The organism is Acinetobacter sp. YH1901141, assembly GCF_013416935.1.
GTDB lineage: Bacteria > Pseudomonadota > Gammaproteobacteria > Pseudomonadales > Moraxellaceae > Acinetobacter > Acinetobacter towneri.
In genome coordinates this window covers 73,538-88,312 of the sequence record NZ_VPEY01000012.1, presented here as the reverse complement: position 1 = coordinate 88,312, position 14,775 = coordinate 73,538, and the positions used below count along the sequence as shown (strand labels likewise).

Genomic DNA, 14,775 nt, shown 5'->3' with positions numbered 1-14,775 from the left:
TTGTGCTGGCGACCATAGCAAGAGTGAACCACCTGATCCCTTCCCGAACTCAGAAGTGAAACCTCTTCGCGCTGATGGTAGTGTGGGGTTACCCATGTGAGAGTAAGTCATCGCCAGCTCATTATTCTAAACACCCTCAACTAGCGTTGGGGGTGTTTTTTTATGGGAGAAAGAAAATATTAAAACTATAAAAAGTGAAGGCAAAATAAAACCATCAGATGATGATGGTTTTATTACGGCTTAGATAGAAGATTGATTTAAGCGAATAATTGAGTAACGGAACACCATAGAATTGCTAAAATCGCAATCGCAACGATAGGTTCTAGTACTTTAGACCAAGTGGGTACAATTGCTTCTACAGGCTCAATATTTTGATGATCATCGTGGGTATGTTGTTGAACCATTTGATTAAACTCCTTCATTGATGCCTCTAATGATAGCTCTTCTTGAGGAATTGGTTTAGAACCTTTTAACTCTATTAGATCGTTTGTTGACCAAACCCAATCATCCGCTTGACCAGATAAATGTTCAATTTGACCTAGCAATAATTCACCTAGACCTTTATTGCCAAAATTACCAGTTTGATCCAATTGCTTGAGCTCTGTGAGTTGTAAGGCTAAGACTTCACTAATATTCTGTTCAAGCTCAGTTTTGGAGAGAGGTGACTGATTGTGTGGAGATGTGGTGAGTCGACGTGCAATTTCCTGAATATATAATTCATCTTGATGATCAATTTCTTGATAAAGTTTTTGGTTGTCTTCTCGCCACAGACTGACCAGTTTGCCTAAGCTCAGCGCATTGATTTCTTGAATATATTGGTCGCGATCAACAGCATTATATTGTTTCAAAAGCGAGGGCTTTTGAAGTTTAATCTGCGCTGCAAAATATTGTACTAAATCAAAAGCCATTCACTACTCCATTGTTTTAATCTAATAATCTAAGGCTTGGTTTTTTCTTAGTTTGTTCGGTTTTTTCTTCAGTCTTTGATTCTAAAGCATCTTGATCATTTTGGATATGTGCATACTCACTTGGATCAAAGAATAAGCCTTGTCCATTCTCTCTTGCATAGATACCTACGACGGCATTCATAGGTACATATAAGTCGCGTGATACGCCACCAAAGCGTGCAGAGAAGGTGATTGCATCATTGCTCATGTGTAAGGCATGCACTGCATGTGGAACGATATTTAGGACAATCTGACCATCCTGAATAAATTGTTCAGGAACAAGCGTATTCGGCTGTGTAGCATCGACCAATAAATGTGGTGTGAGTTGGTGATCACAAATCCATTCATAAATTGCGCGGGCTAAATAAGGACGGGTTGGACTTAAATTGATTTCAGATTCAGACATAATATGCTCTTTAAGTATGAATTAAAAATTCTTGATAGCGATTTTTTTCTTGCAAAGTCATTGCTTGAGTGAAGGCAGGGCGTGAAAAAATCCGCTGACAATACAGGAAAATTGGACGACAGTGTTGTTGGGGTAATTCTATGCCCATGGCTTTTAGCCGTATAAATAAGGGTGCCAGCATGCAATCTAAAATACTGAAATTTTCTGACATGAAATAAGGATAATGCTGAAATAATGGTGTCAGTGAAATGAGTGTATCACGTAATTTTTTTTGTGCAGCGCGCTGTGTTGTGTACTCTAAGCTATCAGGATGACGTAGCATCTGATCGGCAAGTTTGAACCAGTCTTGTTCAAAGCGCCAAATATATTGTCTTTGTTCTGCACGTGGCATAGGTGCATCTGCATAGAGTTTATTTTGTCGATAACGATCATCCAGATATTCGGAAATAATCGCAGTATTAAAGAGTTTTAAATCGTTTTCTAGCAGCATTGGAAGTTGATTATACGGATTCAGGCTTGCAAGATCTTCATCTTCATAATCGACCAAAATCAGTTGATATTTGATTTGTTTTTCGGCCAGAACGTAACGAATCCAATGTGAGCGAAAGTCGTCCGCATGACTGTAGAGGGTAATGCCTTGTAAGGGTGCGTTCTCGACTGACATAATCCGAAATAAAACCAAATGAATAGAATAGGATACTAAACTTAGCCACTAAAATCACCCAGCAAAGCTGATAAAAGTGTATGAGATATTTGTTGATTGGTTTTCAATTTTTGGACTGTATTGAATTTTGATTTTTGGTGTATGTGAATCCGAATTGTTTATCTGGCTTAAAATGCTCAGCTCGTTGATTTGCATAAAAAAAGCCTTGGAAAATCCAAGGCTTTTTTTGTGTCCGATTCGGTAAACGAATTAACGTTTAGAGAATTGTGGACGTTTACGAGCTTTACGTAAACCAAGTTTCTTACGTTCAACTTCACGAGCATCACGAGTAACGAAACCAGCTTGACGAAGAGCAGGTTTTAAAGTGTCGTCAGATGCGATCAATGCACGAGTAATACCGTGACGGATTGCACCAGCTTGACCACCAATACCACCACCAGCAACAGTGATGTAAAGGTCATATTTTTCAGTAGCTTCAAGAAGCTCTAATGGTTGACGTACGATCATACGAGCAGTTTCACGACCGAAATATTGCTCAAGAGTACGGTTGTTAATTACGAGTTTACCTGTACCAGCTGATAAGAAAACACGTGCAGTTGCGGTCTTACGGCGACCTGTACCATAGTTAGTAGCCATGTGCTGTATCCCTTAGATGTCCAAAACTTGTGGCTGTTGAGCTGTGTGAGGATGCTCAGCACCAGCGTACACTTTCATTTTCTTGATCATAGCATAACCAAGAGGACCTTTTGGCAACATGCCTTTTACAGCGCGTTGGAAGATTTCTTCTGGTTTGTGAGCAACTAATTTCTCGAAATTAGTTTCACGGATACCACCAGGGAAACCAGTGTGGCGATAGTATTTCTTGTCAAGTGATTTGTTACCAGTCACTTGAACTTGCTCAGCATTGATGACAACGATGTAGTCGCCAGTGTCAACGTGAGGAGTATAAGAAGTTTTGTGCTTACCGCGTAAACGACGAGCGATTTCTGTCGCAAGGCGACCTAGAGTTTTGCCAGAAGCATCAACAACGTACCAGTCGTGTTGAACTTCAGCTGGCTTAGCGCTGAGAGTTTTCATTAAACCACTACCTATTATAGTTGGTTTGGACTATGGAAGCTGTCCAAACAAAAAGGAGTCCGAATTCTACCTGAGAGTGGGTAGAACTACAATGGAAAAGTCACATTTTAAGCGCTATATTTTATCAAGTTTGGTTATAAAAGCAAAATCACCTCTAGCGACCATTTCACGACAGTAAAAATCAGGTATTGATCTTCTTTATCTAGTGCTGTTTTAGCTTTTTCTGTATGGTCGCAGCTAATAATAATGATGAGGACGGATCACTATGTCTGATGATTTAGAACGCATCGCTACAACGACAAAAGCATTAACGACAGAAGCATTAAAGCCGCAACCAAATAAACTGCTAAAATTTATAGCAGGTTTTTTCATCACATTGATTGGTCTGTATGAACTGGCATTTTTGTTGGTAGGTGCAGCTTATGGTACTGATGTATTTGATTTTATCTTAATCTATTCTGTATTTATGCACATCACCTTGCTCCCTTTTATGCTATATGGCATCGGTGGCTTCATCATGTTGAGTCTATCTGATCAAAACTATCGAGCAGTCACTCAACAAGCGCCCAAAATACTATTTATAGGTTTGTTGTTATGTATGGTCGTGATTGGCATTTCGGAATGGGCGCATCAGATGGGCATCTTAGATAGCCGATTTAGATTAGATTGGAGATAAAACAATTTTGCTCAGGATGGCGCTATAATTCAGCTACACCTAGCTATAGTGGATGAAGCTGCATGCGCCCTTTATATGTCACCAGTGGTGAACCTGCAGGTATTGGACCTGATATTTGTCTAAGTCTGGCAGCTCGACAAGATGAGCGTCCAATTGTGGTATTGGCAGATCATCAATTATTACAACAACGCACCGAAATTCTAAAGCAACAAGTCGAATTGATTGAATATTCAGGTCAGCAACAGCCTGCAGCGCTTGGGCAGTTATATGTTGAGCATGTGCCTTTGGCTGTAGATGTTGAGTTGGGGCATTTAAATGCACAAAATGCAGCTTACGTTTTGGAGCAATTACGTCGCTCAGCTTCTTATGCAATGACAGGTAAGAGTGTGGGCGTGGCGACAGCACCCGTGCAAAAATCTATTATTAATGAAGCTGGTATTTCTTTTAGTGGGCACACTGAATATTATCAGGAGTTTGCAGGTGTTGCGCGTGTGGTGATGATGTTAGCCACCAAAACCTTACGCGTTGCCTTGGCGACCACGCATTTACCTTTACGTGCCGTGGCAGATGCCATTACCAAAACACGTTTAGAACAAGTAATTGATATTTTGCTGCACGATTTAAAAAGCAAGTTTAAAATTGAACATCCTAAAGTATTGGTCTGTGGTTTGAACCCACATGCGGGCGAAGATGGTTATTTAGGCATGGAAGAAATTGAGGTGATTAATCCTGTGCTGCAAAATTACCGTAATCGCGGTGAAAATCTCAGTTTAAGTTTACCTGCAGATACTTTATTTACCCCAGAAAATTTAAAAGATACCGATGCAGTTTTAGCGATGTATCACGATCAGGGTTTACCTGTGTTAAAATCTCAGGGCTTTGGTGAAGCAATCAATATTACTTTAGGCTTACCGTTTATTCGCACTTCAGTCGATCACGGCACAGCGCTCTCCCTCGCAGGTACGGGACTTGCGAAAAGTTCTAGCTTGCATGTTGCTGTCGATTTAGCGCTGGATTTAGCACGTTCATAATTTCAGCTTGGAAATCTTTATGTATCAAATTAATGCCCTAAACCCAAAAGATGAAGGGCATCAGGCTCGTAAACGCTTTGGTCAAAACTTTTTGCATGATCAACGCGTGATTGCCAAAATTGTCCGCTCAGTGAACCCACGTCCAGGCGATAATATTGTCGAGATTGGACCGGGTTTAGCGGCATTGACCTCACCTTTAATTGGTGAGTGTGATGCTTTGACTGTAGTGGAATTAGACCGTGATTTGGCCGCAGGCTTACCGGGACGTGTGCCACATCCTGAGCGTTTAACTATTGTAGAAAGTGATGCGCTGAAATATGACTTTACCGAGTTATTTCAGGAAGGGCGCCCGCTACGTGTGGTTGGAAACTTGCCGTATAACATTTCGACGCCGCTTTTGTTTCATCTCTTAGAGTTTGGTGACAAAGTTAAAGACATGCACTTTATGCTGCAAAAAGAAGTGGTAGATCGTATCACGGCTGAACCGAATACCAAAGAATATGGGCGTTTATCGGTGATGATGCAGTATTATTGTAAGCCAACGTTCTTGTTTGAAGTACCGCCTGGCGCATTTAATCCACCGCCTAAAGTGACTTCTGCAGTATTCCGTTTAGAGCCTTATGTGACTAAACCGATTATTGCCAAAGATGAAAAAGCATTGGCACGTTTGGTGGCGCATGTATTTACCCAACGTCGTAAAACATTGCGCAATAGCTTAAAAGGCATGTTGGCTGAAGATGCGTTTGAACGTGCAGGGGTAGACCCAATGGCACGTCCTGAAACTTTAAGTTTGAGTGCATTTGTCGCATTGGCAGATCAGATGGTGAATTAATGGCAGCAATTCGATACAACTATGTCATTGGTGATGTGCAGGGCTGCTTTGAAGCCTTAAAACTATTATTAAAAGAAATACAGTTCGATCCCGATCAAGATTTTATTTGGTTTGCAGGCGATTTAGTCGCGCGGGGTGAAAACTCGGTAGGTGCTTTGCGTTTTATTAAAAAACTGGTAGATCGTGGCGTTGCAGCAACGGTGTTAGGCAATCACGATTTAACCTTGTTGGCAGGCGCACGTGGCTTAAAGAAAATCAAAGCACAAGACAACACTCGTGATGTGATTGATGCAATTGACAGTGATGATTTGATTGATTGGTTGCGTAAACAACCATTGTGTCTTTTTCCTAATGAAAACACCATTTTAACTCATGCAGGTATTCCACATATTTGGAATGCGGAACAAACCGCAGCTTTGGCAAAAGAAGTTGAGGCGGTGATTGGGCATGAGGACTTTGAGGTAGTGGATGCATTCTTAAAGGAAATGTATGGGGCAGAACCTGCAGTTTGGTCGGATGATTTAGAGGGGCATGCGCGTTTACGTTGTATTACCAACTATTTGACCCGTATGCGTTTAGCCAATGCACAGGGTGGTTTGGAATTCAGCTTTAAAGATGCCTTAGATGATCCGATGCCAGAAGGTTTTAAACCGTGGTTTGAATATCCATCTTTAGCTGCGCAAACACATCAAATCGTATTTGGTCATTGGGCAGCATTGCAGGGACAAACGGTAGCCGACAATATTCAAAATGTGGATGGCGGTTGTGTGTGGGGCAATCAGCTTGTGGCTTATCGTTTGGAAGATCAGCAATTGTTTGCAGTGGATAATCCGCTGGCAGAATGGTAATAACATTCATCTTTAAAATTTAAAAATGTGATGATGAAATGAAAATAGCCACCTATTGAGGTGGCTATTTTTTATCTTGAATTTTATTGAATTCGAATCCAAGTTTGACTGCGACCTAGTGTAGATACACCCATATAAGCACGTAAAGTTAAACGTTTACCTGTTGAGTTGAGGCGAATTTTTGCATCGTAAATACGACCTGCCAATGGATCAATTACGCGTCCTTTTTCGTAATTGTTGCTGTTTTTGACTTGTTGTAAGCCTTTTAAAATATCCATCCCTAAAATAGGTTGGTCGGTATAAGGCGCAGGGCATTTATTACAAAGTTCACGTGGGGTATAACCCGGACGCGGGGTTACTTTCACAATTTTACCCGTATAGGTTTGATTGGCTTCTTTACGAATTTCGATGACAGCTTTGGGTGAGCCTGTTTTATCATCAATTTGTTGCCAAGTTCCTGCTAAATCTTGTGCCATCGCCAAAGTGCTTAGACTGCCGAAGATGACGGCTATTCCTAAAGCCAATTTCTGAATCATTTTATTTCCCTTACTCGGTCTTTGCGGCTAGTCTAATCTGTGAATTAACGGACACAAAGTCCCGAGTATCCAGAAAAAATGACCGATGAGACACAATTACTCGCTTATTGTTGGCGAATCCACGTTTGTGTCCGACCAATGGCTGAAATTCCGACGTAACCACGCAAGGTTAGGCGTTTACCGTTGGCAGCAAGACGTCCTTTTAAGCTATACATTTTGCCTGCAAGTGGATCAAGAATACGCCCGTTGGCATAGTTGTTGTTATCCACATGTTGTAAACCTTTAATAATTTCTAAGCCGACGAGTGGTTTATTGGTATATGGGGCAGGGCAATCGACACAAATGGTTTTAGGGGTGTAGCCTGCACGTGGTGTGACTTTGATAATTTTACCCGTAAACGTACCATTCTCCGCTTTGGTAATTTCAATTAAAGCCTTAGGTGAGCCAGTTTTGTCATCAATGCTTTGCCAAGTTCCAGTTAAGTCTGCAGCAAATAAACTGCCACTGAACATTAAGCTTGCAAATGCACCTATCAGTAAATTTTTCTTCATATCAGTTCCTTTGATTGCCGAAATTGATCACAGAGGTTTATTCAAGATATAAAGCGAGTTGTGGTAGGAGTCAAGCGATTTGAGAAAAAATTAATCTTAAAGTTGCGACTAAAATGTAAGAAAACCAATAAAAAATGCCACGAACGTGTGGCATTTTAAGTGAAAAGTGAAGCAATTAATTAGTCGCTTTTAATCCAAGTTTGGCTACGTCCTAAAGCAGATACGCCCACATAACCACGCATGGTCAGACGTTTACCATTGCTGCTTAATTTGGCTTTGGTGCTGTAGATATTGCCGTTTAATGGGTCAATAATTTTTCCACCAGAGAAGTTAGTACCACCTGTATGTTTTAAGCCTTTAAGTATATCCATTCCTAAAATAGGTTGGTTGGTATAAGGCGCAGGACAGTTGACACAGGTATCTTTAGGGGTGTAGCCAGGACGAGGGGTAACTTTGACAATTTTAGCCGTATAGGTGCCATTGGCTTCCTGACGAATTTCTAAAATTGCTTTTGATGAACCTGTTTTGTCATCAATATTTTTCCAAGTACCCGTAATATCTTGAGCTAGCGCAAAACTTCCTAACGCTGAGCAGATTAAGGCAACGGTGAGTTTCATCTTGACCATGTTCAATGTTCCTTGTTTTTGGCTAACTGGATATTTCATAGTAAAAAGAAAGTTAAAACTCGACAAGTCTAAATAAGTGATTGCTCAGTCACATTTTTTGTAAATACAGTATAAAAGTTGGCAGCCATACTGCGGTAAATACTGCATTGACGGCCATACCAAAGGCGGCATAACGTCCAGCTACGCTACCTCGTTGCCAAGCTTGGGCGGTACCAATTGCATGCGCAGCCAGACCTAGAGCCAAACCAGAGGCACGTTCATCATTGATGTGTCTTAAAATAAAAGGTGAGAAAGCAGCACCTACAACACCCGATAAAATCACAATCAAGACTGCCAGTTGAATTGGGGCTTCCAAAAGCGTGGCGATATTAATCGCAATCGGCGTGGTCACTGCACGGGTGGCAAATGCCATAATATCGGCACTGGACATATGTAGCGCATAAGCAAGCCCCATCGGCAGCGCCACAGCACTAAGACTGGCAAAGAACAAAATACCTAAAATCGCTTTGAGGGGTAAATCGTCATAACGCATGGCTGCTAGAGGAATGGCGAGTGCAACTGTCACATAGCCCAATAATTGATTAAACAAAGGGTTGGTTTGTGCGACGTAAGTTTCGTATGGAATCCCGAAAAAATACAACAGTAGCAACACAAAACACATGCCAAAGACAATCACAGGGATTTGCGGGACTTTTTGGTTGCAAGGTTTTGCCAGTAAATATGCAACGAGAGTGATTAAAAAACCATATAGAATTGACAGCATTTTAATCTCCTAAAGCCAGCGTTTTGCCATTTTGGCATACAGCCAAAGCGGGATCAGCGTACTGATAAACAACACAATTAAGAAGATTGGAATTTGTTTGCCCATGTGCGTGAGCATAATTAATGAACCCGCGCTGATGGGTAAAAAGGCAAAGGCACTTTCTTTCATGATTTTGTTGTTGGTATCGACCAGACGAGCAGGAATTTTACTGAGTTTGCGCCATGTAAATAATACCGCCAGCAGGCTGAGCAAACCGACTAAATTGCCTAATTCTGGGTGATTAAATTGGGTCATGATCCATACAGAGGCTTCACGAAACACAATAATCAAAAGGAGTGTGCCGATCCATGCTGGCCAATCGATATGTTTTATCCTGCTCATTTTTGATCTTTCATTAAAATTTTACTTATCACGTTTTAACCGATCTGATCGTCAATTTCAAATGCTTCAAGCGGACGTTTAAATTGTTCTGCCTGTGCACCTAAAATTTCGTCTATCGGTAAATGTGCCTGTTTAATCAGTTGTTCCAGTTTATGTGGTGCCATGCTGACTTGTAGATGTAATTGACCTTCATCATCGTACTGTTCTGCCTGAATGACATTGAGCGCATACAGTTGATTGCGCAGTTTGCCATAAGCAGGTTGTAATTTAAGATCAAACTTTTGAATTTGCCCCATCAAACATTCATGTACGGCTTGTTTTAACAAGTCTAAACCTTGCCCTGAATGTGCCGATACATAGACACGGTCAGGTTGATGCGGTTTTTCATAGATAATTTTGGCTGTTTCGCCTGAGACATCAATTTTATTGTAAACCCGCAAAATAGGTACATCTGCGCCAATTTCTTTTAGCACACCTTCGACTGCTTCAATTTGTTCCAACACATCGGGGTTGCTTGAATCAATCACATGCAGCAATAAACTGGCTTCTAAGGTTTCTTCCAAAGTTGCTTTAAAAGATTCCACCAAAGAGTGAGATAGGTTTCTTACAAAGCCAACGGTGTCTGCCAATACCAGACGTCCGATGCCATCCCATTCTAAACGCCGTAAAGTAGGGTCAAGCGTAGCAAACAGTTGGTCAGCAGCATAGACATCACTTTGCGCCAAAATATTAAATAAGGTCGATTTGCCTGCGTTGGTATAACCGACCAATGAAACGGTAGGAATGGCGGCTTTTTGCCGAGCCACACGACCTTGTGCACGGGTTTGACGGACTTTATCGAGTTTGGTTTTTAGTTGTCCCATGCGAATACGCAATAAGCGTCGGTCAGTTTCAAGCAAGGTTTCCCCAGGACCACGTAAGCCGATACCACCTTTTTGACTGTCTAAGTTGCTGCGACTACGCACCAAACGTGAAGATAAATGTTGTAATTGTGCCAATTCGACCTGTAATTTACCTTCGTAAGTGCGGGCGCGTTGAGCAAAAATATCTAAAATGAGTTCGGTACGGTCAACTACACGGCATTGCATCACTTTTTCTAAATTACGTGCCTGTGCAGGACTGAGTGCATGATCAAAAATGACCAAATTGGCGTCGTGTTCTTTGACCAATGCGGCAATTTCTTCGGCTTTGCCTGAGCCAATAAAGAGTTTGGCATCGGGTTTACTACGTTGAGTGTGGACATGTTGTAAAACTTCTGCACCCGCAGATTCAGCCAAGAGCTGAAATTCTTCGGCATCTAGGTCTTCTAAAATTTGGACAGCGACACTGACCAGTACAACACGCTCGCCATCTTGATGTGGCACAAAATTTTCCACTCAGCGCAATCTCCATGCTAAAGCTATATTCTAGTAGAAAAAATGTTTGTGCAGGGAAATAGATGATTGGATTTTTCCTGCGCCCTGATTTGATGCTATATCAACGTATGTAAACTCAATTATAAGGATGACCCCAATATAGAATTTATCTATTTAGATTTTGCCAAAAGTCGCATGTTTGCATGCAGGTTTCGGTTTTTATTATCAATGCAAGTTCAGATTGAACAGTATAGAATGAGCAAAATATAGACCTTTATACGTTGTTTTGCGTTTAACAATTAGTGATGACCCTATGAACCCAGCTGTTGAAACTCACACATCTCCAATTCATGGTTTTGCAAAGCTTGCTTTGTATAGCAAAAAAGTTCTGGCAACGGCTGGCGCGATTGGTGAAGGGTTCTATTTGGTCTATCGTCATCAATTGTATAAAGACACCAACAACCCGAACAATACGCGCTATGTGCAATATTTTTGCCGTCAATTGTGCAAAGTTTTTAATATTGAAGTGCAAATTCATGGTGAAATTCCGCATGACCCTGCGCTATGGGTCAGTAATCATATTTCGTGGTTAGATGTAGCGGTATTGGGTTCTAGTGCGCGGGTATTTTTTCTGGCCAAAGCTGAAATTGAAAAATGGCCGTTATTGGGTAAGTTAGCCAAAGGTGGGGGGACGCTATTTATTAAGCGTGGCTCTGGCGATTCAGTCAAAATTCGTGAACAAATCACGCAATTTTTAAAACAAGATATTCCTGTATTATTTTTTCCTGAAGCGACCACGTCAGATGGAAGCAAAATTAAAAAAGTGCATGGTCGTATTTTAGGGGCAGCAATTGAAGCCAAACGACCTGTGCAAATTTGTCTGATTTGTTATGTGAATCAGCAAGGTGAGTTAGATACTGTTGCGCCGTTTATTAATGACATGACCTTTGTTGATCATGTGAAAGATGTTTTGGAAATGCCGAAAGTGACAGCGCATTTAATGGCGTTACCTGCAATTGTGGTAGAAGGCCACGATATTGAATCTTTAACTGCTGTGGTACAGGAACGCATGACAGAAGGTTTGGCTGAGTTGCATCGTCAGGTATTAAAACCACAAGTGCTGACATCATAAAACATGCTTAGGCGCATCTTCATGTTAAAGATAGCCTAAGCACATCACATTTTTTTAAGAATAATGGTCATCATCCAACAGCTTCAATATTATGTTGCTACATAAAGCCTTCAATTGGCAGCCATGAGGTAATTTTCATTGCCGCACGTTGATACCATTTCATCCCTGGTTCTTTTTTTAGAATTTGAGTTTCGCCTTGTGGATTTTTCATCTGCCATTGAATGTTTTGTTGCGCATCTAAAACCAGTTTATAAGCATATTTGGATAAATTGACATCCATGGTCTGGTGAACTGCGCGAGCCAATGGTGGACTATTTAAAATTACTCCAATTTCAGTATTTAAATATGCCGAGCGTGGGTCAAAATTAAACGAACCAATAAATACCTGTTTTTCATCCAATGCCATGAGTTTGGCATGTAAACTAGAACGGCTTAAACCTTTCATACTGACTTTGGCTTTTTTGGAAATTTCGTGCGTATGTGTGTTTAGGTTTTCCATTTCAGGTCGCGCCAAAAACTCATACAGCTGCACGTTATTTGCCAATAAATCTTCTCGATATTTGGCGTAAAAAGCATGCACCACAGGAACATCGTTGGCTTTAAAGGAGTTGGTCAGTACGCGTACCTGAACGCCATCATCCGCCAAGTCTTTTAGTTTTTCTGCCCCCGATTGTTCAGGGACAAAATACGCAGAAATAATATCGACACTACTGCTTGGCTTCTCTAAATGCGTCAGCAATTGAAAGTTGAGATGTTCTTCTTTTGAGGCGCGGTCTTTAATTTTACTCGGCGCATCTTTGACCACTTCAGCACTGACCCAATCGAACTTAATACTACGCGTCATCCACTGTTCAATCGCTTTAGAACGAGTCACCAAATCTAAATAATTTTGTACGGTGGCTTCTTGATCGTGCTGTTCTAATTGCTGTTTTAAGCTTTCATAACGCAAGGTGTAATGTTGTGGATTGACCAATTGCTTGACTGAATAAGCATAGTCATCATTCCAGTATTCATCAAAAGAGTGAATAATTTCATCCGAAGCCGAGCCGACTAACATCACATCGACATCAGAAAATTGATAATTGTCGCTGACGTTATAGTATTGATTGCTCATATTGCGCCCACCAATCAGAGAAATTTGGTTATCGGCAATAAAGCTTTTGTTGTGCATACGACGGTTAATACGCTTCAAATCCAAAATCATGTCCATGGCACGATAATGTCGAAAGCGATATGGATTATACAGTTTGATGTCGATGTTGACGTGTTGATCGAGCGCGAGATAAATGCCTTCCATTTTTTTGGCATTGTTATCATCGACCAATAAGCGGACTTTCACCCCACGATCTGCCGCACGAATAATGGCGTGTAGTGCAAGCGCGCCAATTTTATCGTTATCCCAAATATAATATTGTAAATCTAAAGATTTTTCTGCTTTATTAATCAGATAGATACGTGCTGCTAGGGCTTCGAGCGGATCATACAGGACATGATAACCCGTAAGCTGCGGATATTTTTCGCGTAGCGGCAGTACAATTTTGGCCAAACTGGTTTGATCGGTTGGGGTTTCAAACGCCATCCGGATCGGATGTTCAATCTGTTTGGGCAGCGTGCTACAGCCTGAGAGTGTCAAAACGAAGGCGCAACTCAGCCACAAGACGTTGTGCCGAATATTTTGAAATGGAGCGGATGAGCTGCGGTTTGCCAAATTAAATTCCTTTTTAGCACGAGGAGCAAATAAGTTAAAAATAGGGTTTGAGTATAATTGTCAGCTATGAAAAGATAAATATGACAATACAGATATATGACGTGTGTGGGTTAAATGCGACATCTGGGTTTAGCGCAGCATTGAATAGCAGAAGTATGAAGTAATAGAGAATAAATATGTGGGATAACGATTCAGTCGTGTTGTATTTCTATATGGGTATGGCAATTTTGGCGCTGTGGGCAGTTTCGCAAGCATGGCGCAGTCAGGCCAATACAGAAACCATTCACCCGTTTAAGGCCTTTGTGCATTTGTTGGTATTTTATTTGTCTTACCTGTTGCCGCCTTTGGTTTTTTTTAGTGTCTATGCGGGTATTCAGGGCTATTACTCCATCCACGAAGCGATTTTTGTATTTTTAGTCAGTGCTGTGTTGAGCTATGCGCGTTTTATTGAACCGCATTTGATTCAAGTCAAAACTACCAAATATCAAATTTATGCAGATCGCCGTTTATTAAAGCCTGTCAAAATTGCTTTAATTGCAGATTTACATATTGGCTTGTTTTCTGGGCATGAGCGTCAATTGAAGCAAATTGTGAAAAAACTCAATTTGCAAAACCCCGATATTGTCGTTGTAGCAGGCGACTGGACTTATGAGCCTGAAAATAAATTGGTCGAAGAATTGGCGGTATTAAAAGAAATTTGTGCGCCTGTATATTCGGTAAATGGTAATCATGATGAGCAGTATCCTGGCCCGCCCATTCAAGAGCTGTTAAAAACGGCTTTAGAACAAAATAACGTGATTGATATTGAAGGTAGAATTGTCGAGTTTGATGAGTTTCGTTTGCTCGGTATTGGCGATTTATGGGCAGGTAAAACCGACATGCGCTATATGCCCGATTTACCTCAGGATAAGCCGTGGGTGTTGTTATCACATAACCCCGATACAGTGGATATGGTGCCAAAATTGCCGACACGTCCGTTGATGTTGGCAGGACATACCCATGGTGGGCAGGTTGAACTGCCGTGGCTGACCGATTATGTGATGAAAAAAGTATCTATTTTAGGGCATAAAAAGGGGTTATATCGCCATGATCATGCCGATGTATTTGTGACTGTAGGGACAGGAATGGTCGGTGTTCCTTTTCGTTTTGGTGTGCCGCCCACGATTGATATTATTGAATTATTGTAAGCACCGTCACCATCGCCTACATGAAAAAAACCAGCCGAGGCTGGTTTTTTGATGC

Annotated in this window: 18 protein-coding genes and 1 rRNA gene; 7 read left to right on the top strand and 12 right to left on the bottom strand. The window is 41.2% G+C overall.

The annotated features are described in order from the left end of the window. The first annotated feature begins 4 nt into the window (after positions 1–4). Positions 5–119, top strand: a 5S ribosomal RNA gene (rrf, locus tag FTV52_RS08565). Between the two features lie 138 nt (positions 120–257). Here the strand turns inward: rrf and FTV52_RS08560 are convergent. From FTV52_RS08560 to rplM, 5 genes are all read right to left on the bottom strand, one after another. After that, positions 258–908, bottom strand: a complete 651-nt coding sequence (locus tag FTV52_RS08560; protein ID WP_004972488.1) for a hypothetical protein — start codon at positions 906–908, stop codon at positions 258–260. A 16-nt stretch (positions 909–924) separates the two neighbouring features. Beyond that, positions 925–1,353 (bottom strand): ClpXP protease specificity-enhancing factor, encoded by a 429-nt coding sequence (locus tag FTV52_RS08555; protein WP_136144146.1) that lies wholly within the window; start codon positions 1,351–1,353, stop codon positions 925–927. A 10-nt stretch (positions 1,354–1,363) separates the two neighbouring features. After that, the gene (locus tag FTV52_RS08550; RefSeq protein ID WP_136144145.1) at positions 1,364–2,017 is read right to left on the bottom strand and encodes a glutathione S-transferase N-terminal domain-containing protein; all 654 of its coding nucleotides are present in this window, start codon (positions 2,015–2,017) and stop codon (positions 1,364–1,366) included. 249 nt (positions 2,018–2,266) lie between these two features. Next, a complete protein-coding gene (gene rpsI, locus FTV52_RS08545; RefSeq protein ID WP_004972483.1) occupies positions 2,267–2,653 on the bottom strand; it encodes a 30S ribosomal protein S9 in 387 nt (128 codons plus the stop codon). 12 nt (positions 2,654–2,665) lie between these two features. Beyond that, a complete protein-coding gene (rplM, locus tag FTV52_RS08540; RefSeq protein ID WP_004909012.1) occupies positions 2,666–3,094 on the bottom strand; it encodes a 50S ribosomal protein L13 in 429 nt (142 codons plus the stop codon). Positions 3,095–3,359: 265 nt separating this feature from the next. Here rplM and FTV52_RS08535 point away from each other — a divergent pair, with 265 nt between their 5' ends. From FTV52_RS08535 to FTV52_RS08520, 4 genes are all read left to right on the top strand, one after another. After that, entirely contained in the window at positions 3,360–3,770 is a 411-nt protein-coding gene (locus tag FTV52_RS08535; protein ID WP_136144144.1) for a hypothetical protein, read from the top strand. Positions 3,771–3,832: 62 nt separating this feature from the next. Then, positions 3,833–4,801 (top strand): 4-hydroxythreonine-4-phosphate dehydrogenase PdxA, encoded by a 969-nt coding sequence (gene pdxA / locus FTV52_RS08530; RefSeq protein WP_136144143.1) that lies wholly within the window; start codon positions 3,833–3,835, stop codon positions 4,799–4,801. A 19-nt stretch (positions 4,802–4,820) separates the two neighbouring features. After that, positions 4,821–5,633 carry a 16S rRNA (adenine(1518)-N(6)/adenine(1519)-N(6))-dimethyltransferase RsmA gene (rsmA, locus tag FTV52_RS08525; RefSeq protein WP_004972477.1) on the top strand — a complete coding sequence of 271 codons (813 nt, stop codon included), beginning with the start codon at positions 4,821–4,823 and terminating at the stop codon, positions 5,631–5,633. Further along, on the top strand, positions 5,633–6,481 hold the full coding sequence (locus FTV52_RS08520; RefSeq protein ID WP_096901578.1) for a symmetrical bis(5'-nucleosyl)-tetraphosphatase: 849 nt from the start codon (positions 5,633–5,635) through the stop codon (positions 6,479–6,481). The genes rsmA and FTV52_RS08520 overlap by 1 nt, the downstream gene beginning before the upstream one ends. Before the next feature lie 83 nt (positions 6,482–6,564). Here the strand turns inward: FTV52_RS08520 and FTV52_RS08515 are convergent, their stop codons facing one another. The 6 genes from FTV52_RS08515 to hflX form a co-directional block, all read right to left on the bottom strand. Continuing rightward, the gene (locus FTV52_RS08515; protein WP_004972473.1) at positions 6,565–7,017 is read right to left on the bottom strand and encodes a DUF2147 domain-containing protein; all 453 of its coding nucleotides are present in this window, start codon (positions 7,015–7,017) and stop codon (positions 6,565–6,567) included. A gap of 104 nt (positions 7,018–7,121) precedes the next feature. Continuing rightward, positions 7,122–7,568 (bottom strand): DUF2147 domain-containing protein, encoded by a 447-nt coding sequence (locus FTV52_RS08510; RefSeq protein ID WP_179990562.1) that lies wholly within the window; start codon positions 7,566–7,568, stop codon positions 7,122–7,124. 179 nt (positions 7,569–7,747) lie between these two features. Next, positions 7,748–8,194: a DUF2147 domain-containing protein gene (locus FTV52_RS08505; RefSeq protein ID WP_154321023.1), complete on the bottom strand. Its 447-nt coding sequence runs from the start codon at positions 8,192–8,194 to the stop codon at positions 7,748–7,750. A gap of 88 nt (positions 8,195–8,282) precedes the next feature. Then, entirely contained in the window at positions 8,283–8,957 is a 675-nt protein-coding gene (locus FTV52_RS08500; RefSeq protein ID WP_154321022.1) for an LrgB family protein, read from the bottom strand. Between the two features lie 9 nt (positions 8,958–8,966). Beyond that, positions 8,967–9,338: a hypothetical protein gene (locus tag FTV52_RS08495; RefSeq protein ID WP_004972466.1), complete on the bottom strand. Its 372-nt coding sequence runs from the start codon at positions 9,336–9,338 to the stop codon at positions 8,967–8,969. 35 nt (positions 9,339–9,373) lie between these two features. After that, positions 9,374–10,714 (bottom strand): ribosome rescue GTPase HflX, encoded by a 1,341-nt coding sequence (hflX, locus tag FTV52_RS08490; RefSeq protein ID WP_104853075.1) that lies wholly within the window; start codon positions 10,712–10,714, stop codon positions 9,374–9,376. A 292-nt stretch (positions 10,715–11,006) separates the two neighbouring features. Between hflX and FTV52_RS08485 the strand changes: the two genes are divergently transcribed. Next, entirely contained in the window at positions 11,007–11,825 is an 819-nt protein-coding gene (locus FTV52_RS08485) for a 1-acyl-sn-glycerol-3-phosphate acyltransferase (protein ID WP_096901584.1), read from the top strand. Between the two features lie 97 nt (positions 11,826–11,922). On the opposite strand, the gene FTV52_RS08480 is transcribed toward FTV52_RS08485, so the two are convergent. After that, a complete protein-coding gene (locus tag FTV52_RS08480) occupies positions 11,923–13,533 on the bottom strand; it encodes a phospholipase D family protein (protein ID WP_257221695.1) in 1,611 nt (536 codons plus the stop codon). A 176-nt stretch (positions 13,534–13,709) separates the two neighbouring features. Between FTV52_RS08480 and FTV52_RS08475 the strand changes: the two genes are divergently transcribed. Next, positions 13,710–14,720: a metallophosphoesterase gene (locus FTV52_RS08475; protein ID WP_179990561.1), complete on the top strand. Its 1,011-nt coding sequence runs from the start codon at positions 13,710–13,712 to the stop codon at positions 14,718–14,720. The last annotated feature ends 55 nt before the right edge of the window (positions 14,721–14,775 follow it).

What these genes read in the sequence shown, in the direction of transcription:
- FTV52_RS08560 (WP_004972488.1), bottom strand. Translation starts at nt 908, where the DNA reads ATGGCTTTTGATTTAGTACAATATTTTGCAGCGCAGATTAAACTTCAA.
- FTV52_RS08515 (WP_004972473.1), bottom strand. Translation starts at nt 7,017, where the DNA reads ATGATTCAGAAATTGGCTTTAGGAATAGCCGTCATCTTCGGCAGTCTA.
- FTV52_RS08505 (WP_154321023.1), bottom strand. Translation starts at nt 8,194, where the DNA reads ATGGTCAAGATGAAACTCACCGTTGCCTTAATCTGCTCAGCGTTAGGA.
- FTV52_RS08495 (WP_004972466.1), bottom strand. Translation starts at nt 9,338, where the DNA reads ATGAGCAGGATAAAACATATCGATTGGCCAGCATGGATCGGCACACTC.
- rpsI (WP_004972483.1), bottom strand. Translation starts at nt 2,653, where the DNA reads ATGGCTACTAACTATGGTACAGGTCGCCGTAAGACCGCAACTGCACGT.
- FTV52_RS08510 (WP_179990562.1), bottom strand. Translation starts at nt 7,568, where the DNA reads ATGAAGAAAAATTTACTGATAGGTGCATTTGCAAGCTTAATGTTCAGT.
- FTV52_RS08485 (WP_096901584.1), top strand. Translation starts at nt 11,007, where the DNA reads ATGAACCCAGCTGTTGAAACTCACACATCTCCAATTCATGGTTTTGCA.
- rplM (WP_004909012.1), bottom strand. Translation starts at nt 3,094, where the DNA reads ATGAAAACTCTCAGCGCTAAGCCAGCTGAAGTTCAACACGACTGGTAC.
- FTV52_RS08550 (WP_136144145.1), bottom strand. Translation starts at nt 2,017, where the DNA reads ATGTCAGTCGAGAACGCACCCTTACAAGGCATTACCCTCTACAGTCAT.
- FTV52_RS08500 (WP_154321022.1), bottom strand. Translation starts at nt 8,957, where the DNA reads ATGCTGTCAATTCTATATGGTTTTTTAATCACTCTCGTTGCATATTTA.
- rsmA (WP_004972477.1), top strand. Translation starts at nt 4,821, where the DNA reads ATGTATCAAATTAATGCCCTAAACCCAAAAGATGAAGGGCATCAGGCT.
- FTV52_RS08555 (WP_136144146.1), bottom strand. Translation starts at nt 1,353, where the DNA reads ATGTCTGAATCTGAAATCAATTTAAGTCCAACCCGTCCTTATTTAGCC.
- pdxA (WP_136144143.1), top strand. Translation starts at nt 3,833, where the DNA reads ATGCGCCCTTTATATGTCACCAGTGGTGAACCTGCAGGTATTGGACCT.
- FTV52_RS08520 (WP_096901578.1), top strand. Translation starts at nt 5,633, where the DNA reads ATGGCAGCAATTCGATACAACTATGTCATTGGTGATGTGCAGGGCTGC.
- FTV52_RS08535 (WP_136144144.1), top strand. Translation starts at nt 3,360, where the DNA reads ATGTCTGATGATTTAGAACGCATCGCTACAACGACAAAAGCATTAACG.
- FTV52_RS08475 (WP_179990561.1), top strand. Translation starts at nt 13,710, where the DNA reads ATGTGGGATAACGATTCAGTCGTGTTGTATTTCTATATGGGTATGGCA.